Here is a 19,944-nt window from a genome sequence, read left to right as displayed (position 1 = left end):
TCACTCTGCTCCGGGTATCTCGAGGCACTCGACGACTTCGACCGCTTCGCCCGGAAAGATCGTGAAATGAGGATGGCTCTCGAAAAGGCGCGCGGCAGCCTCGTGCGTGTCCGCTTCGACGATGATGTAGCCGGTGAGGCTGTTTCGCCCTGCCTCGACGCCCGACGAGGAAACCCGCAGGGTCCGGCCGAGCGGGCCGCCAGCATCTTTTATGTTGTCAGCGTTCTTGCCCATCCATGCCCCCCAAGCAGCCATCCCCTCTGACTGCTTGTCAGGACTTATCGGTGACGCGACTTTTTCCGCGTCTGTTGCTGATCCAATGTACAACGCCAGGAACTTTGCCATGCCCAGTCCTTCGCTTCGCTCGATCCATCCAGTTACTAGAAGCATCGCGTGCAGCCGCCATCAGAAAACGTCGGCGAAGGCAGCTTGTGGCAATGTCCAACTAAACCGTCGAGATCGTCGGCGTTGCACGTTCTCCTTTCCGGCTCGGATCTCCGGCGCGAAAGGCCTGCTGCCAACCTTCAAAGCGTCCAGCTCGGCGGATCGCTCGCGGGGAAAGACTCTTCGATCGCTTCGTCGACCGGGTCGAGATCCGTCCCCTCCTGACCTTCCTCGGCCACGCTCTCATCAGGTGCCAGTTCCGGCTTCCTGTCCTTGTCGGGATTCACCGACGCTTTGGGGTCCGTCATCCTTTCATTCTCCAGCAAAGTGAGCGCTGCACCTCTGCATCCGCGCGAACCGACTGCACATTCTGCCTGTCAGGATGGACCAGGCCCTGACTCAGATCAGCTCCGCTTGGCTTGTCTCAGGCGGTCGCCGGCAAAGACGTGCGCGCGTCCTTCCGAAAAGGCGACGGCCACAGCCTCAAGGCCGCGGATAGAACGCCTGCAGCGATTACGCCGGTTCGCCCGTCCTTTCGATGAGGCCTGCCCAGACGGCGAGGAGAAGCGCGGCCAGCGCTGTGAACCAGAGGCCGTCGACGCCCAACCGGTGGAAGCTAAGCGCGCCTATGATCGCCCCTGTGACGAGGCTCGACCACAGCAACAAGTGTGGGAGCCAATCCCATCTGGGTCCGCCAAGCAGCGCCATGCCGATCCGCTGCCCCGCCTTCACGACCGCACCGGTCATATAGGTGAGGCCGATGCTCACTTCGCCATCGCGCTGGAAAACAAGATTCTCCGCTCCCATCGCAGCAGCCATGAGCAGCGGTGCGAATGCGCCCGCGCCGGCGTGCGCGAGCGTCGCGCTCGAGGCGAGGAGCAATGACACGAGTCCCAAGACAGCGGACTTCCGGCGCTTCTGAACCAGGGTGGCCACGAGCGTGGCTGCGATCACCCCCGTGAGGAACGCACCAATCAATCCCAGCGCGATCAACGCCGTCACCGACCGTTCGGCCGCCCCGATGGCGAGCCGTGTGGAGTTGCCGCTCATGAACGACACAAACATCCCGCCTGCGGCCAGGAAGCCGAGCCCGTCGACGTAGCCCGCCAGCCCGGTAAGACAAAAGGCGAGCCACTTTCGTCGCCGTTCAAGCACGCCGATCATTGAACCCATATACTCCTGCTATCCGAAACTGATGCCCGGGCGGGCACGCCGCTTCCAGTCCGCGCCACCAGAAAGCGATAACGGTAGAAGGTTCGTCGGGGCGGATCGCCAGCGCACAGGCGCTGGACGCTCCCTAGCCAGGCCTGGCGACCGAGCCCATGCAATGTGAGTGTCTGGTGAGCGGCACGGCCCTGCTGCTGGAGCCGGTCGGCAGGGAATTCCAAATACTTCCCTGCCGCGCTAGCGAAATTGTTGGGGCCTGGGCCAGTCGCAACGGGCGAGCCATTAAGCCCGGCGAAGCTTGAACCCGAGCCCGAGAAGAACAACGCCAGCGAAGATCGCGTACGAACCGATCACCCACGCGGCCGAAGGCAAAGTTGTGAGGGGATCGAGGACCAGCAGGATGATGATCACGATCCCAAGAACGACCGAGAGGGCACCTGAGAGCCCCATCAACCACTCGCCGCTGATCTCCTTGCGCAGGCTCGTTGCGGCCACGATTTCGAGGGCGCCGGTCACAATAGCCCAGATCGCCAGCATGACCAGCGTGACCAGAGCGTAGCCGACCGTCATGACCTCGGGCATCAGCACGAACAGGACCGCAGTCGCGATGCCGATGATCCCGCGGATCACGTAGGCCCACCAGCGCTCCTCCTTACGCCGGGCGCCGCGCACCGCCGCGACCATGGAAAGGATTCCATCGGCACCGGCATAGGCGGCGAATACCATCGCAAAGGCGAACAGGGCGCTGAGCGGGAACAGGAAGGATACCACGCCAAGCGCGAGCGCGAGGACACCGCGAAAGACGATCCATCCCCAGTTGCGGCGCAGTGTCCCTAACATCTGCTGACCGACCGCGTCGGACACGCCGGAAACGGCATCGACTTTGACTCCAACCATAAGGCCTCCTCTTTTGGCACCCTAAAGGGCGCATGACGTGACGTCGCTATGCTCGTTCACGCTCCCCCATGAGGTTGAGCAGGAGCTGGAACAGGTTTATGAGATCCAGATAAAGGGATAGCGCCCCCATCACCGCGAGCTTCTCGGCTGATTCTGTCCCCGCATAGGCGAAATATTGATTCTTCAAGCGCTGGCTATCCCAGGCGGTAAGGCCGGTGAAGACCAGCACGGCGATGATCGAGACGGCGAACTGCAGCGTGTCGGAGGCGAGGAACAGGTTGATCAGGCTTGCGATGATGACGCCGACGAGCCCGACCATGAGGAAGGTCGACCAGCGCGAGAGGTCGACATTGGTCGTATAGCCCCACAGGCACATCGTCGCGAACAGGGCGGCGGCCGAGAAGAACGCCAGCGCGATGCTGGTGCCGGTGAACACCAGGAAGACGCTGGCCAGCGACAGCCCCATGATGGTCGCGAATGAATAAAAAGCGATCCGCGCAGTGTTGGCGCTCATCTGCTCGACGCGGAAGGAGAAGAACAGGACGAAGGCGAGCGGCGCCAGCATCACGACCCATTTGAGGGGCGTGTTGAAGATCGGTTGATAGAGAGCTGGGGTGCCGGCGACGAGGAAGGCGACAAGCCCGGTAAGGACCAGTCCCAGGGCCATCGTGCGATAGATGCCAAGCATGTAACGGCGAAGACCGGGGTCGTAAGCTACCGCTCGCCCGGAGGCGCCGTGCAAATCCGCGCCAGAAGTTTCAAATGGCGTGTTCATCTGCAAATCTCCAACGGAAGGTGCAGCGATCGAGGAAGCACGTGCCGTTCCGGCCTTGCGCGCCTTCCCGACTGGGCCTGGAAGCCGTTCGAAGCGTTCCGGATCTATGAAGGCTCGTCGAGCGCTGCACAGCGCCCGCGTTCACGATCTGCAAGGGCCATCGCGCGACCCACCTTTGGAGCACTGAACCAAGCGAGATCACGGGCTGTCCGTCCTTGCCGAAGTCTTCCGGTCCTCTTGGGCAGTCCCGTAGCGAATCAACCGCAATCGCCCGCTGATCTACATCACCTCGTCGCCGCGACTCTCGAGGCAGTGTCCGCTCGTGCGCTGCGCGACCGCGCATGCGCATTGGCACTCACATGGGTGAAGCGCCAGGAAAGTGCGGCAGATCTCTTGATGGTCGAAAATCGTCTTCCTAGCTCTGCCGAAACCGACCGTTCCCCGCGAACGGGAGGGTCATCACATCATGATCTGCTTTGGAGGTAATGCATGCATTTCCGTCCCCTGCACGACCGTGTCGCCGTGCGTCGCATCGAAGCCGAGGAAAAGACGGCCGGCGGCATCATCATCCCGGATACTGCCAAGGAGAAGCCACAGGAGGGCGAGGTCGTCGCCGTCGGCCCCGGCGCCCGCGACGAGACCGGCAAGCTGGTCGAGCTGTCCGTTAAGGCCGGCGATCGCGTCCTCTTCGGCAAATGGTCCGGCAGCGAGGTCAAGATCGACGGCGAGGAACTGCTCATCATGAAGGAGAGCGACATCCTCGGGATCGTAGAAACCGAAGCGTCGTCGAAATAGGGCGGCGCACCCACAGAAATCCACGCGAACATAGGAGGAAACGATACAATGGCTGCAAAGGAAGTCCGTTTCTCGACCGACGCGCGTGACCGCATGCTGCGGGGCGTGGACACGCTCGCAGACGCGGTCAAGGTGACCCTCGGACCGAAGGGCCGCAACGTCGTGATCGACAAGAGCTTCGGCGCGCCGCGAATCACCAAGGACGGTGTCACGGTCGCGAAGGAGATCGAACTGAAGGACAAGTTCGAGAACATGGGCGCGCAACTGATCCGAGAGGTCGCGTCCAAGACCAATGATCTCGCCGGCGACGGGACCACGACCGCGACCGTCCTCGCCCAGGCGATCGTCCGCGAGGGCGCCAAGTCGGTCGCCGCCGGCATGAACCCGATGGACCTGAAGCGGGGCATCGATCTCGCCGTCGGAGCCGTGGTCGACGATCTCAAGGCGCATGCGCGCAGGATCAGCGCGAACAGCGAAATCGCCCAGGTCGCCACGATCTCCGCGAACGGCGACACCGAGGTCGGCCAGATCCTTGCCGAGGCGATGGAAAAGGTCGGCAACGAAGGTGTCATCACCGTCGAGGAGGCAAAGAGCCTCGCGACCGAACTCGAAGTCGTGGAGGGCATGCAGTTCGACCGCGGTTATCTCTCGCCCTATTTCATCACCAACCCCGAGAAGCTGCGGGTCGAGCTGGAAGATCCGTACATCCTGATCCACGAGAAGAAGCTCTCGAACCTGCAGGCGCTGGTGCCCCTGCTCGAAAAGGTGATCCAGTCGGGCCGCCCGCTGCTGATCATCGCAGAGGACGTCGAGGGTGACGCCCTGGCTACCCTGGTCGTCAACAAGCTGCGCGGCGGCCTCCAGGTCGCGGCCGTCAAGGCGCCGGGCTTTGGCGATCGGCGCAAGGCGATGCTCGAGGACATCGCCGTCCTCACCGGCGGCAATGTCGTCAGCGAGGACCTCGGCATCAAGCTCGAGAACGTCACCGTCAACATGCTCGGTCGCGCCAAGAAGGTGGTGATCGACAAGGACGACACGACGATCATCGATGGCGCCGGCCAGAAGTCGGACATCGACGGCCGCGCCGCGCAGATCCGCCAGCAGATCGAGACGACCACCTCCGACTATGATCGCGAGAAGCTGCAGGAGCGGCTCGCCAAGCTCGCCGGCGGCGTCGCCGTGATCCGTGTCGGCGGCGCCACCGAGGTCGAGGTGAAGGAGAAGAAGGACCGGGTGGACGATGCGTTCCACGCCACGCGCGCTGCGGTCGAGGAGGGTATCCTGCCCGGGGGCGGCATCCCGCTGCTCCGCGCGGTCAAGGCGCTGGAAAGCCTCTCCGCGGCCAACGACGACCAGAAGGCCGGCATCGAGATCGTCCGCCGGGCCTTGAAGGCGCCGGCGCGCCAGATCGTCGACAATGCCGGCGAGGACGGCGCCTACGTGGTCGGGAAGCTCGGCGAGGGATCGGACTACAACTGGGGCTTCAACGCTGCCACCGGTGAGTATGAAGATCTCGTCCGGGCCGGCGTGATCGACCCGGCCAAGGTCGTGCGCACCGCGCTTCAGGATGCGGCGTCGGTTGCAGGGTTGCTCATCACAACCGAGGCGCTGATCGCGGAGCTGCCGAAGGACGAAAAGCCGGCGCCGGTTCCCGCGATGGACTATTAAAGGATTGGGGGCCGCAAGGCCCCCATCCGAACACTGAGTGCATTTCTCCTAGGCGGAGTCACCGGTCGCGCTCGCCGCCGCCCGGATCTCGGCCAGTTTGGCGGCCAGTTCGTCCTGTCGAAAGGGCTTCATGAGGCGCGGAAAGTCCGGAGTGATCTCGCTGCTCTCGGCATAGCCCGAGACGATCAGGACGGGCGTGCGCGCCCGCAGCGCGCGGCCGAGGGCCGCGCCCGACATCCCTGTCATCAGATGATCGGTGACCACGACGCTCGGGTTCATGCCGCTGTTCACCAGCTCCAGCGCGTCCTCCGCCGATTTCGCCTCGGTCACCTCATAGCCGATCGCGGAGAGCATCTGACTGACGCTCGAACGGACGAGATCGTCATCGTCGACAAGAAGGGCGGTTCCCTCCTGGGGCAGCGTTCCCTCGACCTTTGGCGCCGCGCGCTGCGGGGTCTCCGTCGACACGGGAAGGAGGATGTCCACCCGGGTCCCAGCATCGGGAACGGTCGTGATCGTGAGGGTTCCGCCGAGTTGCCGCGCCAGGCCATGCGCCATCGAAAGGCCAAGCCCTGTTCCCTTGCCCAGCCCCTTGGTCGAGAAGAACGGCTCGACGGCTCGCCTGGCTGTCTCCTCATCCATACCGATCCCGGTATCCGCGACCGCGAGGCTGATATAGCTGCCTGGGCTCAGGCCCTCGTCATTTTCCGCGCTGAAATGCCGCTCGGATGCCGAGATGCGGAGCGTGCCCCCTTCGGGCATCGCGTCCCTCGCATTCACGCAAAGGTTGAGGAGCGCCATTTCGACCTGGTTGTGATCGGCGCGCGCGGCAGGCAGCCCTTCCGGCACCTCGATCAACAAGCTGATCTTCGGCCCGATCGTCGATCCGACCAGCTCGACCATGCCGCGCACCAGCGTGCCGATATCGATCGCGCGGAGCTGCAACGGCTGCTGCCGCGCGAAGGCCAGCAGCCGCTGCACGAGCGCCCTCGCCCGCTCGGCCGACTGTATGGCACCCTCGATGAGGCGGCGCTGGCGCTCCGTCCCAAGTCCGCTGCGGCTCAGGATGTCCAGCCCGCCCACGATCGGCGTCAGGAGGTTGTTGAAGTCGTGCGCGACGCCGCCGGTAAGCTGACCCATCGCCTCGAGCTTCTGCGCCTGACGGAGCGCCTCCTCGGCCCGCTTGCGGTCGGTGATGTCGAGCGCTTCCACGATGAGTGCCAGCGTATCGCCTTGCGGACCACGCATCGGCCGCATGCCCACGTCGAATGAGCGCGGGCCGATCGGAAGATGGATGGTCAATTCTTTTTGCAAGGTCACGCCCGCTGCGACCCGCAGCACACCAGCCTTCACGGCGTTGTGAAGGTCGGGCGAATGCGCGAACCACGGAGTCTCCCATAGGGGCTTGCCGACCACATCCTCGAGCCGCGCCTCGATCCCCGCCAGCGCCGTGGCGTTCGCGTCCAGGACGGTCCCATCGAGATCGATGAGCAGCTGATATTGATTGTTGGTCTGGAAGATCGCCCGCATCCGCGCTTCGCCCAACGTTAGCTCGGCGGTCCGCTCCTCGACCTTGCGCTCAAGGGAGCCAGCGAGGCTACGCAGCTCCTCGAGGCGCGCGCGTGCCTCATATTGCCGGCGGCGGGCGCGCAGCGCCGCGCGCGCCAGGCTCATGAGGGTAGTCGGATGGAAGGGGCGTTCGAGGAAGCTGACGTTCCCGAGCCGCTCCAGCAAGCGGGCAGCCTCGGGGTTGCGTTCGAGCCCGCTGCCCTGGTGCACGAGCAGCACGAACGGAAAGTCGGACCATTCTGGCTGGTCCGCGATCCATGCTTGCAGCGAGCCGGTGTCGGCACCGATCAGCGCCTCCGAGGTAACGACCGCGAGCCCTGCGCCTGCCCGGATCTCCTCGACCAGCCGTTCGACCGAGGGGCATTCGAGCGCGGTGATGCCGGCGTTCGCCAGAACGGTTGCGGCGACGTCTGCATCCCGGCCGAAGGGCGCGAGTATCAGCGCGCGCTCCGAAAGTTCGGGCATCAATGGCGTTCTTCGATCAGCTCAGGTGCATCCCCGAAGAGGCTGCGCACGCCGCGCGCCATTCCCTGGAACGAGACCAGCGCTTCGCCGATCCGGACCCCGTCGGCGCCAATGCTATATTCGCGGATGGTGTCTTCATGCGCACCGGTTCGCTTTTTCACGACCGAGATCGCCCGGCGGAGACGGCCGCGCGTCTCGAAGTAGCGCAGCAGGATCACCGTGTCGGCGAGATAGGTGACATCGACGGGGGTTCGCGTATCGCCGACCAGCCCGTGCTGCGCGATGGTCACGAACGTCGTTGCGCCCTGGCGGTTCAGATACTGCAGCAGCTCGTGCATGTGCAGCACCAGGGCGTTCTCGCCCGGCATCGCGGCCTGGTAACCATTAAGGCTATCCACCACCACCGTCCTCGCGCCATTCTCCTCGACGCATTTCCGGACCCGCGCTGAAAGCTCTCCGGGGGTGAGCTCGGCGGCGTCGATCTGCTCGACCTGCAAGGCACCGGCGTCCATCATCGCGATGATGTCGATTCCGAGCCCTCTTGCGCGTTCGGCAAGGAGCCCGACCTCCTCGTCGAACACGAACAACGCCGCCTTCTCTCCTTTCTTCACGGCCGCGGCGACGAACGTCAGCACGAGAAGAGACTTCCCCGTTCCTGCAGGGCCCAGGATCAGCACGCTCGATCCACGCTCCAGACCACCCCCCGTCAGCGCGTCCAGTTCGGTGATCTCGGTCGTGACCTTGTCGCGCTCGAAGCTGGACCGGTGCTCGGCCGAGATCAGGCGCGGAAATACGCGGGCGCCGCCTCGTTCGATGACGAAGTCGTGATAGCCGCCGCGAAAGCCTCGCCCGCGATATTTGGCGACCCTGATCCGCCGGCGCTCCGGACCGTATTCTCTTGCGAGCTCCTCCAGGCAGACCACACCATGCGCGACGCTGTGAACGGTCTTGTCTTCGGTCTCCGTCGTCATGTCGTCGAGCATCAGCACGATCGTGCCCTGGCCCGCGAAATAGTGCTTTAACGCGAGGACCTGTCGCCGGTAGCGGAGCGAGCTCTGCGACAGCAGTCTTATTTCCGAGAGGCTGTCAAGGACCAGCCGGTCGGGCTTCGATCGCGTGAAGGCTTCGAATATTCTCCGGGTCGTCTCCACCAGCTCGAGGTCCGACGAGTAGAGCAAGCTCTGCTGCTGCTTCTCGTCAACGAGGCTATCGGGGGAGATCAACTCGACGATCTCGACGCCGTCGAGCGCCCACCCGTGCGCTGCGGCGGCGGCGCGCAGCTCTTCCTCGCTTTCGGAGAGCGTCAGATACAGCACCTTCTCTCCGTTCCGGGCCCCTTCGAGCAGGAACTGCATCGCGACCGTGGTCTTGCCCGTTCCCGGCAGGCCCTCGAGGAGAAAGACTCTGCCGCGGCTCAACCCTCCACCGAGGATGTCATCAAGGCCCGGCACTCCCGTTCCAGCAGGCTCTTCGCTATTCACCGTACAACTTGCCCCCTTCGAGCACGGGTTCCCCCGACCGTTCTGCGCGCCCCGCGCCGCCTGACGACGTATCGCGGGGCAGGAGCGACCCTCGTTGAACATGCCGACAAAGCACCCAGCGAAGCCTGGATTGCTGCCCCACGGCGCCCCGCCAGAAAGGGTGCCGGATCAGAGATGTAATCGTCCCTGAGCTATATCAGTCTGTCATGCAGGTGCCGGTCAGCCGCTACCCGACTCGAGGAGCCTGGCGAGCTTTACCCGCCCGCCTGTTCCCCACTGAGCCGATCACCTCCCCCACAGTTTCTCGCCGCGAAGACAACCGCTCGTGGCACTTTACCCCGCCGGTAAAGTGCCACAGCTGTTCATTCCCTCCCGAGCCTCGCCGGATCGGCAAAGCTTCGGACTAGTCGTCAGAAGGCGCAGGACGGGCGGCTCCCCTTGCCAAATTTTGCCAAACCCCTTAACTATCGCGGCCATGAGCACGATGAACATCTCGCTGCCCGATACGCTGAAGGCTTTCGTGGACGAGCAGGTTGCCGGCCGCGGCTACGGCACGAGCAGCGAGTATGTCCGCGAGCTCATCCGCAAGGACCAGGACCGCCAGAGATTGCGCCGGCTGCTGCTCGACGGCGCTGAATCCGCCCCGGGCGCCCCAGCAGACGACACCTATTTCGAAGGACTGCGCGTGCGGGCTCGCCGCACGGCATGACCATGAAGCGGGTCGTGCCCCGCGAGCAGGCCCATCGCGACGTCGAGAACGCCATCGACCACTATGCTCACGAGGCTGGGCCGGACATCGCGCTCGGCTTCGTGACCTCGCTAGAAGCAGCCTACCGCGCGATCGCAGAGCAACCGGGCATCGGCTCTCCGCGTTACGCGCACGAGCTTATGTTGCCGGGTCTGCGACATCGTCGTCTCGCTCGCTTTCCGTGGCTCGTCTTCTACGTCGAACGCGACGATCACATCGACATATGGCGCGTGCTCGACGCACGACGCGATATTCCGACGTGGCTCGACGACCCCGACAGCCATGAGCCCACATCGCGCTGAGGTCCGGGCGCCCAAACGTTTGGCGGCTGTGCCGGCTTGCGAGCCAGGCACGCGACACCTCGATAAAATGGACGCGCCACAACAAGAGGGATTCACATGAGAATCGAGATGTGCTTGATTCGTTCTCATGTTCCAACCGGACTTCTTCGCCGCCGAAGGCAATGCGGAACGAGCAGCGCCGCAGGCCGCACCTGCGTTGGACCTGCCGGGCCTTCTGGATCGCTTGACGTCAGTCTGCGAGCGGCCCCGCTATAGCTTCATGGTACTCAATCTGATTGCACAGGCGAGCGCCCAAAGTGGTTCGGCCGGCCCTTACGTCCGTGAAGGTGACCGCCTAGTGCCGGTGCGGGACTGGCTATGCGATGCCCTGGTGCCCGTGGCCCGGCGCGACCCCCGTCGCCTTGCGATCGCCGACAAGGTTCGAGCGGAACTCGAGCAGCGCAATGAGCTTCCCGCCGACGCGGCGGTCGCCGCACGGCTGATCACAGCCGAAGTCCAAAAGCGGATCCGTCTCTCCGGACGCACGAACGTGAGCCGCGCGGTCTCGGAGCTCGTCAAGGCCGGCCTCATGCAGCGTCACTATCAGGGCTACCGCGTCGATCATCATAATCGCGGTGCCCAGCGCCAGGCCGTCTACACGATCACTGACGAGGTGCGGCGCGCGCTCTATCCTGGTCATGAGTTTGCAAGGAATGACCGGCGGCCGGCTGACGGCAACGGTGAGCACCGTCGCTCCTCCCACGCTGCACAGGCCCAATCCGCTACAAAGACTCGAGCTCCGCGCTGATCCTCCTTCGCTGACGGCGCTCGAACTCAGGCCGGGCGGAACGGTTGCAGGAGCCTGATCCCGTCCTCGATCGAGCCTTCCATCAGCTCCAGGAGCTGCGGCACCAGTTCCTGCATGCGTGGCGCGTGGAGATGGGCATCGAGCGCTTCCCGGCCGATCCAGCGCTCGTAGAAGACGAAGGTGCCGGGCTGCCCGTCCACCTCGTGCGGTTCGTAATCGATGCAGCCTGCATCGTGGCGGGACGGCGTAACCGCGCGGGTGAGGAACGCCTTCATCTCGGCTTCGCGTCTCCATTGCTTGTGATCGAACCTCGAACCTTGTATGTTGGGTAGGTTCGGAGGTTCTCATGCTGACGCTCGATACAGCGACATTCGCGGCGACCAAGGACAATCCTGGCGGTCCGATAATGCTTCTCGTAGACGACGGCGTCGAACCCCACGGCCCAGTCACTGATGCCGAAGGCAATGTTAGCAAGGCAGGCGCAGCTGCCTACCTGCTGGCGTATGCTCTTCTAGCTGGCTTCGTCGGCTACTTGTTTGTCGCAATCTAGAGTACACGATTACTCACGCAGCTTCGGGTCGTTGAAGAAGCCGCGGTTGTGATCGCGGTGAACCTCCTGCTGTACGTCAACCGATCCCTGCGCGGCGTTAGTCCGAGCAGCCCGCGCCGCGCCACGATCGCTCTCAAGCCGGTCCGCGCCGGCCTCGATGATTGACTGTGCGGTCCGAGGGTCGCCGCCGGCAGGGCCAGACGGAATGCCAGATGTGCCCTGTGGGCGATACGAGCCCGCGACGTCCGCCGCGCTATCGATGCTCGGCCTGCTTACCTCAACGAGGTCGGGCTCTTGAAGCTTGCCGGCAATCTCCTCGCGAATGTCGTCCTGCTTCTCGCGCATCCAGCGAGTGACCATCTCCTGCCGAACGGCGCGCTGGTGGTCGCTGAGATCGGTCGCCCACAGCTCCGGAGCATCCAGACCCGGGTTTGAAGCCTGTTGCGCCCGGTACCACTGCGCTAGATCCTGGCTCATGTTCTCGCTTAGCTGCATGCCGTGCGTTTCGGCGTAGCTGGCGTCGCGGGAGAGCTGCTGCGACAATTCTTCGAGCTGCCGAGCCGTCTCCGTATACGACCGCGCGCGCGCCAGCGCCTGCTCGTGAGTGAGTGACGAACTGGACGTAGTCGACGCGCGGCTGAACACGCCCGAGCGGTCATAGGTGCCATCTGACGACGTTGCGCCTGTGCCATTAGCGTGCTCGTCCCGCACCCCACTGCTAGCAGAGCTAGAGCTGTCCGAAGATCTCGTGTCTGATGTACCATGGCGCAGGAAGTCATTCTGCTGGCCCTGTGCCGAAACGCTGCCGCCCACACCTGGGAGGCGGGACGACGCTTTGCCAGTTCCGCTCTGACCTCCGCCGCCCAGACCCGCTGACAACGATCCCGTCACCTGGTTGAGGGTGCCTGCCGATCGGTCGTGGCCATTTGTTACCGTCAGACTCTGCCCCGTTGACGACCGATCCTCCAACCCTTGCGAGCTGCTGCCGGTCGTTCGATCGAACTGCTCAACAGAGGTGTTCGACGACCGACCGCTGCTCGAATCCCAGCCTGACGAGCGCTCGCTGGACGTCCCGTGCGCACTCCGGTCGGTCTTGGTCCAGGTGAGCATCTCCTGAGCCGCGTTGTCGTAGGCTTGCGATTGACGGTGCGCCTCGGTCGCCATCTCCCGCCATTCCGCCACGGTGCCGGTGGTCACGGTTGGGGTGAATGAGAGCCGCGAGATCGCGCCACCGGTGTCGAACACTTCCTGGCCATTGCCGAAACCGCTGATCACAGCGCCGTTGTCCTGGCGCCAGCCGACGCTCGCCGCGCCACCCATGAAGCTCGGCGCCGTCTGCCACTGGTCGGCTTGCCGCATGTTCGAGGTCGAGTTCGCCCAACTTACATTTCCGTAGGAGTAGTTGCCGGTGGTCTGCTCCAGCGCAGCAGCTTCCGCGGCATTCTGCGCCGGCGCCAGCATCGACGTCGCCTGTCCCGCGATCGACATCGCGCCCCGTGCAAGCCCGCCCGCCAAAAACGGGATGCTCATCAGCATGAAGCCGGCGATCGTCGCCGTTTCGCCGTTCACCGCGCCGATGCCGGCATAGCTTCCGAGCGACATCCCTCCTGCAGCGACGCCGTTCGAGGCTGCCTCGGCCCGGGTCATGCAGATCATGTGGAGGATCACGTAGAGCGGTCCCCAGGCCGCCAGATAGAAGAACCCCATCGCGTAGCCCTTCAACGAACTCAGCCCGGTCTGGGGGAGCAGGAAGAGCGGGAAGATCACAGGGAACATCGCGAAGAAGACGACGGTCAGGACAATGTTCAGGATCGGCACCCACGCCATCGCCTGCTGCGCGATCGAATTGTAGGTGTTGCGGGCCTGAATGTCCGCGCGGGTCTGCGCGAAGGTGTCGATCGACGCCGCCCCGCTCCCGCCGGACATCGAGTTTCGCGCCTGCATGAAGGCGTTGATGGCGGTGTTCTGCCTCATGACGCCGGTGAAGTCGTCACCCGAGCCTGTAAAGGCCGCATTCACGATCGGGACGTCGTGCTTGAGCTTCGCCGCGGCGACAGCATTGCTGAGCTTGGGATAGACCTCCTTCGCCCAAGGCTCCGCGCTCGCCTCGATCATGCTCGCCCATTGGCCGTTCAGCGTGTCATAGGCCTGTCGGCACGTGACAATGAAGTTCTGGACCGAGCCGTCGCCTTGCCGCTCCAGCCACTCCTGCGACCGCGCTTCCGAGCCCGGCCCGATCGCCGCCCATAGGTCCGGCGCTTTCGCCAAGTTGGTGAGCGACTTCTGGTAGAGCATCACATCGCCGAAGAGGCAGTTTTTGAAGTGGTTCTCGAGGTTGGTCGAGAATTCCGCGTCACGGATAGTGAAATTGCGGGTCGCGTCGAATAGCCGGGCGCCGTACACCATGCCGTTCGTAGTGTAGTTGAGCTCTCCGGGCATGACGAAGACGGTCTCGGCCGTCCGGGTGAGCCAGTCGCCAATCTGGGTGGTGAAGCTCGCGAGGACCCCCAGGCCGAGAGGTACATTCGCCACCGTCGCGGGCGAGAGGCTTGGATTGAGGCGGTCGGTCACCTTCACGTCGATCGTCGGGACCATGAGGCACAGGTAAATGCCCGTCGCTTGAAGGAACCAGTTCAACCACGCGCGGAAGTTGAGGGTGAAGGCCACGACGAGCAGCGAATAGATCAGCCCCATCACCATCACGACCCGCAGGAGAGAGCGATAGCCCCCTCCCCCCGCCCACGCGGCGACCGCGTTGAAGGTATTGACGAGATACTCGCCCCCGCCGACGGTGTAGACCTCGAGCACGCCGCTACCTCTCTGTTGCGCGCCTAGAGCAAGCCCTGCGCGTTCAATCCTCGCGAGAAGTTGAGCGCTGAGGACATGCCGGGCGTCATGGTGTTCTGCAGCGTCGATTCGAGCATGATGCTCCGGTTGATGATCTGCATCGTCACCTGGAGCTTGTTGCTGAGCTTCACGTCCCGCTGCGCGAACTTGGCGCGGGTCGCCGCGATCTGCTGGCGCCACTGCGAGGCCGTCTCCTGATCCGCGGTCTGGTAGAAGACCTTCGCCTGCTCCACCCTGTCGAGCATGTTGTCGAGCATGGCGTTCAGCAGATCGACCGCGACGATCTCGGAGAGCGTCTGAATTTCGCCGTCGGTGAGCGCGTAGTGGGCGTAGGCCTGAACCGCGAGGATCTTGTAGATCGGAACAGTCGCCATGTTCAGCAGCTGCTTCTCGGCTGCGTCGAGCGCGCTGTCGCTGCGAATCTTGGAGCTCATGCTCTTGATCATCGTCGCGATCCGGGGCCGCAGCGCGCTTGACGCAGGCACGCTGAGCGTCTGGTCCGAGACATCAGTGCACGGGTCGTTGTTGCACTTCAGGATTTTCACTGCCGGCGCGTTCGCGGTGCCGTCGAGCAATGCCGTCACGACCGCCTCCTCGGCCGGTCCGTAGATCACCACCTTCGGGCCATGCTCGCTGCCTGTCGGCGGGGTCGTGACGATCGTCCCAACCAGCGTCATCACATATTCGGAGAAGGCCTGGTCGAACGCTCCGAACTTCGACGACTTCTTCAGCGCCTCCCACGTATAATTGTGCGGGTCGCCGATGATCTGCTCCTTCATCGCCGGATCGGTGTTGCCAGCGAGCGTCGCGTCCCTCTGGCCCCCGTTGTTGCAGCCTTGGCGGGACGCGGCCCAGTCCGAGAAGACGCCTTGGCTGTTGCCGACAGCCTCGCAGATGGTCGATCGGGTGGTTTCCATCTGTGGCCAGATCCCGCCCACCAGCGCCTGCGCGGTCTCGCAGCTTGAGATGTTCATCTGGTTGAGGAGCTGAGCTTTTTGGCTGAACTCGTCCATGACCTTGCCGATCTCGGGTGAGACGCTGTCGATCGCCAGCTTGAAGGCGAAGCCCAGCGCGTTGTTCGCCGTCGCCTTCAGCATCGCGACGATCTCGCTCGCGTTGATGAAGCTGAAGGAGCCGGAGAACAGGTCGATACCCCCGCATCCGGCCCGCGCGCTTGGGAGCTGCAGATTGAACGGCGACACGCTCTTCTGCGGGAAGCGCGTCCAGACGTTGCCGAGCGAGTAATAGCCAGCCGACTGCCCCTGGAACGCTGTTGGCCCGGTGACGTTCGCCGCGCCGCCGGCGTCGTTGAAGAACCCGTTCATCTCCGAGGCGACGTCGGCCCGTGCGACACCGATGAGCGCGAAGTGCGAGGCGGCGACCATGGTCAGGGCGGCGCCGGCCCGGTGAGCCAGCCTTCTCAGCCGGCCCTTCTGCCGTTGAATGGACATCAGTAGTCGCTCCCGACCTTGGTGTTGGTGAGCATGAAGATGCGATCCATGATCTCATCGGCACTGAGGATGCCGTAGCCGACGGGGATGGTGCGCTTCGTCGCGGTGTCGAACAGGACGAGCGCCGGCGTCTCGTTGCCGGGTATCCCCATCCGCGCGCGCTGGCCGGAGTCGACCACATAGTTGGGGAAGTCGCGGCTCGGCCCGCCGTCCATCGAGACGGCCATCACCGCCATGCGGTGACCGTCCGCGACCGATCGCAGGATCGGCGAGAAGACCTCGCACGCGCCGCAGCTCTGCGCGTAGAAGTAGAACAGACCGTAGCGCTGACCGAGGTTGGTCAGGACCTGGTCGCGGTCGGCCTTCCGGTTGTCGAGCCACGCGCGTTTGGCCACCGTGTTGACCGGCCGCTGCAGCGTGTAGTCGATGTCCGGGTTCTGCCAGAGGGCGCGCTGCCAGGTGTCCGAGAAGGTCGACGCGCGGTCCAGCTGCTCGCGCTGGAAACGGACATAGGCAATGACATTCTCCTCCGATGGATCGAGGATCGCCCGTGCCTTCAGCTCATCCAGCTCCCGCGTGATGGCGGCTAGGCGCTCCGCCGCGCTCCGCTCGGGCGTCTGTGGCTGCGCCTTCGCGGTCTCGGGCGGTTTCGGCTTGGTGCAGTAGAACCATTGCCCGAGCCTGCGCTCGCCGCAGTAGAAATCGTCGCCGCGGTCGGACGCCTCGACGCTGTCGTCCCGGCGCTCGGCGTCCTGCGCCCGCAGCGGCGCTGCCAGGGGCGCGACCGCCAGCAGGAGCATCGCCAGCTTCGCGACTTTCGACATGCTTATCGTCCTTCCTTCTGATCGGCCGCACCGTCCAGGGATGGCGCGGGGTGGTTGAGCGATGCGGTGGGCGGCGCCTTCCACAGCGCGAGGTCGAGGCAGCAGTCGAAGGCGGGGGTGATGGTTGCGTGACGGCTGCACGGCGACGCGGGCGCGGACATAGGCGCTGCAGGCGCTAGCTGGCCGGCGCCGGCGAGCAGCACCGCCAGGATCGCTGGCTCAAAGATCGCGAATGCCATGGTCCAGTTCTCCTTTCGACAAGCGCAGCACGGACATCATCAGGGCGACATCGATCAGCCGCGTCCCGTGATCGAGCATCCGCACCATGCCGCTCATCAGCGGTCGCGCCGCACGACGGCCTTCCTCGGTTGCGCAAAGGCCATGGCCTTTTTCCGCGACCCATCGATTGGCCAGCATGTGCTCGATCGGCGCGGCTGCGGCCGGCGGGTCGACCACGCATTCGAACCAGCCGCCGATCACCTTGCAGATGTCCTCGACGCGCCGCGGCTGCCCGGCGCGATACAGGCACATGAAAATCGCCAGCTCGAACACGGTCATCTTCCAGTCACACCCTGGAGCGCCGGCAGAGAGCAGGTCATTCGCCGTGGCCGTCATGTCGATCCCCTGGCTCGTGGCTGGTCATGGCTTGCCTCCATGCAGGTCGTAGTAATTCTGAATCTTGGACTGGATCTCGGTCATGGTCTGGACCTCGTCCGGCAGCTTGGCCGCGTCGAGGAAGTCGGCGTACACTTCCGTGAAGTCCATTTTCGAGAGATCGAGCCGCTGGAACTCGGCAATGCTGAAGCCCTTGCACTGCTCGTTCTTGGGCTTGCCCCACGGTTTGTTGAGCTGGACGCGGCCCTGCTCCTGAAGGACACGGCTCAGCTTGCTTTCGAAGCAGCAATAGGCAGTCTTCTTCGTCTTGCAGATGCCGAGGAAGCTGGACGAGCACCAGGTCCCGACCTTGTGGCAGAACCCCATGCGGTCCTTGATGTCGAGCTTCATCTCGTCCTGGGAGCAGGCGAACAGCGCGAGGAACGGGGTCGCGAGCGCGGCGATCGCGACGGGCCCGCCGGCGAGCGCTGCGCCGCCTGCGGCGACCGTCAGCGCGCCGGATACCTTGCCCGCGCAGCAGTTGATGAGGCCGAAGACCGGCTTGTGGCAGGTGTCCCGCGTCCCCGAGAAGACGGTGAGGTTGTTCGGGTCGAAGCCCTTTGAAGCGTCGTCGATCGCGTGCAACGCGACCAAGGCGTCCTTGAACTCGGTCGAGGCTTCGCGGGTGATCGGCTCGCAGTCCCCGTTGATGCAGTAGACGTCGTCACCACAGATGTACTGCGGTGCGTTTGAGGTCGGGGTGTCCGGTGTCGTGCAACGATAGACCTTCTCCTTGACCTTGCACGCACCCTGCTGCGGGTCGTCCAGGCAGTCCTCGCGCAGAAACGTGCACTGTCGGTTCGCGTCGAGATCGCCGCAGTCGTTACCTGCGCTCATGACATTGCAGGTGAAGTCGCGCTTCCACGCCCAACAGGCCTGCGTGACCGGCACGCCGTCGATGATCCGGGTCTCAGGTCCTTCGGTGCAGACCTCGCCGGCCGCGGCAGCGGTGCACATCGCATCGGCTGCCATTTCGGCGCAGCCGTCGACCCGCTTCACCGTCACGCTGGTCTGGACGGTCTTCTCGTGCCAGCCCTCGCCAGTGATGGGGCTCGGCAAGAGGGCGATATCCCTCAGGTTCTGCGAGCAGACATACTCCGTCGCATAGTAGTCATCGCAGAACTTGTTGGTGGACACGCCATAGATCCGGTGCGCGGCGCAGGCCTGCATGGCCACGCCCGTGGGCTTGCAGGTTCCGGCCGCGACGTGCGGCGCCATCGAGGAATAGCGTGCGAACGGCGTACCGTAGGCGCTGTCGGGAACGACGAAATATTTGTACGCATCGATTTTCGTGATCTCAGGCGCCATCCTGATGGAACAGGACCTCGGCACTTCGTCGAGCTTCGTTCCCTGGTTGCACGTCGCCTCGTAATATCCTCCCGCGCCGGAACCTGGCGGGAGCGGTTGGCACTGGCCGGTGGTCGAGCCGATATTCTCATCGGCAAGGTAAGCCGACGGATCGTTCTCGATCGACGTCGCGCGCGAAGTCGTCGCAAGGATCTCCGCGTTGCTGAAGGCGGGCCGCGTGCGGTCCGCATCGGTGACGGTCCGGTAGGACTCGTTGGTCGAGCGCTGGGCCGTCCCCGCTGCGATGAGCGCGTCCGGATCGTCGAAGTAGGTGCTCTGCGGCTGATTGGTCCCGGAATAGCCCGGCACGGCCTGGGCCTGCGCCTCCGAGCTGGGAACAAGGCTCTCATCTCCCCGCTTCGCATTGCCAAACGCTTTGCCCTCTTCGCGCGCCTGCTCGATCGTCATCTGCTGCGCGCCAGCAGAGCTGATCGTCAGGCAGACGCCGGCAAGCACGGTCACGATGGCGCGAAGCTTCATTGGCGCCGGCTCCGCGCCAGGTTGCCGAGCGCCACAGATGCGATGCGCGCGCCCGGTCCGTTGGCCTCCGCGAAGGTGTTGAGGGCATAGTCGACCGTGACGTTGCCCTCGATGCGATCATGGGGCGGAACCTTGGTCTGGCAGTGAAATCCGGCGCACAAGTCGAAGGTCGACGAGACCGCCACATATGTCGGTACCGCCTGCACGTCGAAGGCGCGGAAAAGCCGCGGGTCGATGCCGATATTCGGCATGTCGCCCTTCTGCACGACCTGGCCGAGACGGCTGACGAACTCCTTGGCCGAGTTGTTGGGGAAGCCGCGGAAAACGACGACGCCGCCTGCCCGCGCGGTATCGGCGATCAACTGCTTGAGCGACGCCGGCGGCATCGACAGGCTGGCGAAGGCGATGAACTGCGGGGCATCGCCCCCTGGGACATTGGCATTTGTCGCCGCGCCCTGCACCAGCTCGTCAAAGTCGATCTTACCTTCCGGTCCCTTTGGCAGATCGGTCGCGGCAACCCGCTGCATGTTGTCGATGCCCGACTTACGGACGACGCTCGCCTGCTCGCGGAATTCGTCACCGCGGTCCTTCACCTGGTCGACGAAGGCCTGCGCTTCTGCCGCCATGTCGGCCGCGCGCTTCTTGACGGCCTGAACGTCGACCCCCTCGACGGATTGCGCGAGCAATGCCGAAAGGCCAGCGGTGCCGAGAAGCGCGACGATGCCGGATGTCAGAAGACGCATGTCTCTCTCC

Annotated in this window: 21 protein-coding genes; 6 read left to right on the top strand and 15 right to left on the bottom strand. The window is 64.3% G+C overall.

Annotated features, from left to right (window positions below):
* The 5 genes from SCLO_RS19685 to SCLO_RS19665 form a co-directional block, all read right to left on the bottom strand.
* A complete protein-coding gene (locus tag SCLO_RS19685; RefSeq protein ID WP_066667017.1) occupies positions 1 to 345 on the bottom strand; it encodes a YciI family protein in 345 nt (114 codons plus the stop codon).
* A 179-nt stretch (positions 346 to 524) separates the two neighbouring features.
* On the bottom strand, positions 525 to 692 hold the full coding sequence (locus SCLO_RS23500) for a hypothetical protein (RefSeq protein WP_164542692.1): 168 nt from the start codon (positions 690 to 692) through the stop codon (positions 525 to 527).
* Positions 693 to 897: 205 nt separating this feature from the next.
* Positions 898 to 1,548 carry a YoaK family protein gene (locus SCLO_RS19675; RefSeq protein ID WP_066516336.1) on the bottom strand — a complete coding sequence of 217 codons (651 nt, stop codon included), beginning with the start codon at positions 1,546 to 1,548 and terminating at the stop codon, positions 898 to 900.
* A gap of 285 nt (positions 1,549 to 1,833) precedes the next feature.
* Positions 1,834 to 2,448 carry an HdeD family acid-resistance protein gene (locus SCLO_RS19670; protein WP_066516335.1) on the bottom strand — a complete coding sequence of 205 codons (615 nt, stop codon included), beginning with the start codon at positions 2,446 to 2,448 and terminating at the stop codon, positions 1,834 to 1,836.
* A gap of 46 nt (positions 2,449 to 2,494) precedes the next feature.
* Positions 2,495 to 3,223 carry a Bax inhibitor-1/YccA family protein gene (locus SCLO_RS19665; RefSeq protein ID WP_066516334.1) on the bottom strand — a complete coding sequence of 243 codons (729 nt, stop codon included), beginning with the start codon at positions 3,221 to 3,223 and terminating at the stop codon, positions 2,495 to 2,497.
* A gap of 489 nt (positions 3,224 to 3,712) precedes the next feature.
* Here SCLO_RS19665 and groES point away from each other — a divergent pair, with 489 nt between their 5' ends.
* Together groES and groL are read left to right on the top strand one after the other, a co-directional pair.
* Positions 3,713 to 4,018 (top strand): co-chaperone GroES, encoded by a 306-nt coding sequence (gene groES / locus SCLO_RS19660; RefSeq protein ID WP_007406608.1) that lies wholly within the window; start codon positions 3,713 to 3,715, stop codon positions 4,016 to 4,018.
* Positions 4,019 to 4,066: 48 nt separating this feature from the next.
* Positions 4,067 to 5,686 (top strand): chaperonin GroEL, encoded by a 1,620-nt coding sequence (groL, locus tag SCLO_RS19655; protein ID WP_066516333.1) that lies wholly within the window; start codon positions 4,067 to 4,069, stop codon positions 5,684 to 5,686.
* A gap of 48 nt (positions 5,687 to 5,734) precedes the next feature.
* On the opposite strand, the gene SCLO_RS19650 is transcribed toward groL, so the two are convergent.
* Positions 5,735 to 7,720 carry a PAS domain-containing sensor histidine kinase gene (locus SCLO_RS19650; RefSeq protein WP_066516331.1) on the bottom strand — a complete coding sequence of 662 codons (1,986 nt, stop codon included), beginning with the start codon at positions 7,718 to 7,720 and terminating at the stop codon, positions 5,735 to 5,737.
* The gene (locus tag SCLO_RS19645) at positions 7,720 to 9,201 is read right to left on the bottom strand and encodes an ATPase domain-containing protein (protein WP_082731047.1); all 1,482 of its coding nucleotides are present in this window, start codon (positions 9,199 to 9,201) and stop codon (positions 7,720 to 7,722) included. The genes SCLO_RS19650 and SCLO_RS19645 overlap by 1 nt, the downstream gene beginning before the upstream one ends.
* 475 nt (positions 9,202 to 9,676) lie before the next feature.
* Between SCLO_RS19645 and SCLO_RS19640 the strand changes: the two genes are divergently transcribed.
* From SCLO_RS19640 to SCLO_RS19630, 3 genes are all read left to right on the top strand, one after another.
* Positions 9,677 to 9,910, top strand: a complete 234-nt coding sequence (locus SCLO_RS19640; RefSeq protein ID WP_030541394.1) for a type II toxin-antitoxin system ParD family antitoxin — start codon at positions 9,677 to 9,679, stop codon at positions 9,908 to 9,910.
* Positions 9,907 to 10,251 carry a type II toxin-antitoxin system RelE/ParE family toxin gene (locus SCLO_RS19635; protein WP_066519486.1) on the top strand — a complete coding sequence of 115 codons (345 nt, stop codon included), beginning with the start codon at positions 9,907 to 9,909 and terminating at the stop codon, positions 10,249 to 10,251. Before SCLO_RS19640 ends, SCLO_RS19635 begins: the two co-directional genes overlap by 4 nt.
* A gap of 127 nt (positions 10,252 to 10,378) precedes the next feature.
* The gene (locus SCLO_RS19630; protein WP_082731042.1) at positions 10,379 to 11,038 is read left to right on the top strand and encodes a hypothetical protein; all 660 of its coding nucleotides are present in this window, start codon (positions 10,379 to 10,381) and stop codon (positions 11,036 to 11,038) included.
* Positions 11,039 to 11,064: 26 nt separating this feature from the next.
* On the opposite strand, the gene SCLO_RS19625 is transcribed toward SCLO_RS19630, so the two are convergent.
* Positions 11,065 to 11,313, bottom strand: a complete 249-nt coding sequence (locus SCLO_RS19625) for a putative quinol monooxygenase (RefSeq protein WP_096362243.1) — start codon at positions 11,311 to 11,313, stop codon at positions 11,065 to 11,067.
* Between the two features lie 71 nt (positions 11,314 to 11,384).
* On the opposite strand from SCLO_RS19625, the gene SCLO_RS23060 reads away from it, so the two are divergent.
* Positions 11,385 to 11,588, top strand: coding sequence for a hypothetical protein (locus SCLO_RS23060; protein WP_123905545.1), 204 nt, complete (start codon positions 11,385 to 11,387; stop codon positions 11,586 to 11,588).
* A gap of 9 nt (positions 11,589 to 11,597) precedes the next feature.
* Here SCLO_RS23060 and SCLO_RS19620 read toward each other — a convergent pair whose 3' ends face one another.
* The 7 genes from SCLO_RS19620 to trbC form a co-directional block, all read right to left on the bottom strand.
* A complete protein-coding gene (locus SCLO_RS19620; RefSeq protein WP_066519495.1) occupies positions 11,598 to 14,396 on the bottom strand; it encodes a conjugal transfer protein TraG N-terminal domain-containing protein in 2,799 nt (932 codons plus the stop codon).
* 23 nt (positions 14,397 to 14,419) lie between these two features.
* Positions 14,420 to 15,820, bottom strand: a complete 1,401-nt coding sequence (locus SCLO_RS19615) for a conjugal transfer protein TraH (RefSeq protein WP_066519584.1) — start codon at positions 15,818 to 15,820, stop codon at positions 14,420 to 14,422.
* A 65-nt stretch (positions 15,821 to 15,885) separates the two neighbouring features.
* Entirely contained in the window at positions 15,886 to 16,710 is an 825-nt protein-coding gene (locus SCLO_RS19610) for a conjugal transfer protein TraF (protein ID WP_066519496.1), read from the bottom strand.
* Positions 16,711 to 16,712: 2 nt separating this feature from the next.
* Positions 16,713 to 16,949: a hypothetical protein gene (locus SCLO_RS19605; RefSeq protein ID WP_066519497.1), complete on the bottom strand. Its 237-nt coding sequence runs from the start codon at positions 16,947 to 16,949 to the stop codon at positions 16,713 to 16,715.
* The gene (locus tag SCLO_RS19600; protein ID WP_231726493.1) at positions 16,930 to 17,325 is read right to left on the bottom strand and encodes a hypothetical protein; all 396 of its coding nucleotides are present in this window, start codon (positions 17,323 to 17,325) and stop codon (positions 16,930 to 16,932) included. Before SCLO_RS19600 ends, SCLO_RS19605 begins: the two co-directional genes overlap by 20 nt.
* A gap of 24 nt (positions 17,326 to 17,349) precedes the next feature.
* Complete coding sequence (locus SCLO_RS19595; protein ID WP_066519498.1) at positions 17,350 to 19,191, bottom strand: conjugal transfer protein TraN; 1,842 nt, start codon at positions 19,189 to 19,191, stop codon at positions 17,350 to 17,352.
* Positions 19,188 to 19,934, bottom strand: coding sequence for a type-F conjugative transfer system pilin assembly protein TrbC (gene trbC / locus SCLO_RS19590; RefSeq protein ID WP_066519501.1), 747 nt, complete (start codon positions 19,932 to 19,934; stop codon positions 19,188 to 19,190). Before trbC ends, SCLO_RS19595 begins: the two co-directional genes overlap by 4 nt.
* Between the last annotated feature and the right edge of the window lie 10 nt (positions 19,935 to 19,944).

Origin of the sequence: Sphingobium cloacae, assembly GCF_002355855.1 — a bacterium.
Lineage (GTDB): Bacteria > Pseudomonadota > Alphaproteobacteria > Sphingomonadales > Sphingomonadaceae > Sphingobium > Sphingobium cloacae.
Note: the sequence above shows the minus strand (reverse complement) of the source record. Positions and strands in the feature narration are given on the sequence as shown.

Excerpts from the sequence above, each read along its gene's own strand:
- SCLO_RS19685 (WP_066667017.1), bottom strand. The coding sequence starts at position 345 with ATGGCAAAGTTCCTGGCGTTGTACATTGGATCAGCAACAGACGCGGAA.
- SCLO_RS23500 (WP_164542692.1), bottom strand. The coding sequence starts at position 692 with ATGACGGACCCCAAAGCGTCGGTGAATCCCGACAAGGACAGGAAGCCG.
- SCLO_RS19675 (WP_066516336.1), bottom strand. The coding sequence starts at position 1,548 with ATGATCGGCGTGCTTGAACGGCGACGAAAGTGGCTCGCCTTTTGTCTT.
- SCLO_RS19670 (WP_066516335.1), bottom strand. The coding sequence starts at position 2,448 with ATGGTTGGAGTCAAAGTCGATGCCGTTTCCGGCGTGTCCGACGCGGTC.
- SCLO_RS19665 (WP_066516334.1), bottom strand. The coding sequence starts at position 3,223 with ATGAACACGCCATTTGAAACTTCTGGCGCGGATTTGCACGGCGCCTCC.
- groES (WP_007406608.1), top strand. The coding sequence starts at position 3,713 with ATGCATTTCCGTCCCCTGCACGACCGTGTCGCCGTGCGTCGCATCGAA.
- groL (WP_066516333.1), top strand. The coding sequence starts at position 4,067 with ATGGCTGCAAAGGAAGTCCGTTTCTCGACCGACGCGCGTGACCGCATG.
- SCLO_RS19650 (WP_066516331.1), bottom strand. The coding sequence starts at position 7,720 with ATGCCCGAACTTTCGGAGCGCGCGCTGATACTCGCGCCCTTCGGCCGG.
- SCLO_RS19640 (WP_030541394.1), top strand. The coding sequence starts at position 9,677 with ATGAGCACGATGAACATCTCGCTGCCCGATACGCTGAAGGCTTTCGTG.
- SCLO_RS19635 (WP_066519486.1), top strand. The coding sequence starts at position 9,907 with ATGACCATGAAGCGGGTCGTGCCCCGCGAGCAGGCCCATCGCGACGTC.
- SCLO_RS19630 (WP_082731042.1), top strand. The coding sequence starts at position 10,379 with ATGTTCCAACCGGACTTCTTCGCCGCCGAAGGCAATGCGGAACGAGCA.
- SCLO_RS19625 (WP_096362243.1), bottom strand. The coding sequence starts at position 11,313 with ATGAAGGCGTTCCTCACCCGCGCGGTTACGCCGTCCCGCCACGATGCA.
- SCLO_RS23060 (WP_123905545.1), top strand. The coding sequence starts at position 11,385 with ATGCTGACGCTCGATACAGCGACATTCGCGGCGACCAAGGACAATCCT.
- SCLO_RS19615 (WP_066519584.1), bottom strand. The coding sequence starts at position 15,820 with ATGGTCGCCGCCTCGCACTTCGCGCTCATCGGTGTCGCACGGGCCGAC.
- SCLO_RS19610 (WP_066519496.1), bottom strand. The coding sequence starts at position 16,710 with ATGTCGAAAGTCGCGAAGCTGGCGATGCTCCTGCTGGCGGTCGCGCCC.
- SCLO_RS19605 (WP_066519497.1), bottom strand. The coding sequence starts at position 16,949 with ATGGCATTCGCGATCTTTGAGCCAGCGATCCTGGCGGTGCTGCTCGCC.
- SCLO_RS19600 (WP_231726493.1), bottom strand. The coding sequence starts at position 17,325 with ATGACGGCCACGGCGAATGACCTGCTCTCTGCCGGCGCTCCAGGGTGT.
- SCLO_RS19595 (WP_066519498.1), bottom strand. The coding sequence starts at position 19,191 with ATGAAGCTTCGCGCCATCGTGACCGTGCTTGCCGGCGTCTGCCTGACG.
- trbC (WP_066519501.1), bottom strand. The coding sequence starts at position 19,934 with ATGCGTCTTCTGACATCCGGCATCGTCGCGCTTCTCGGCACCGCTGGC.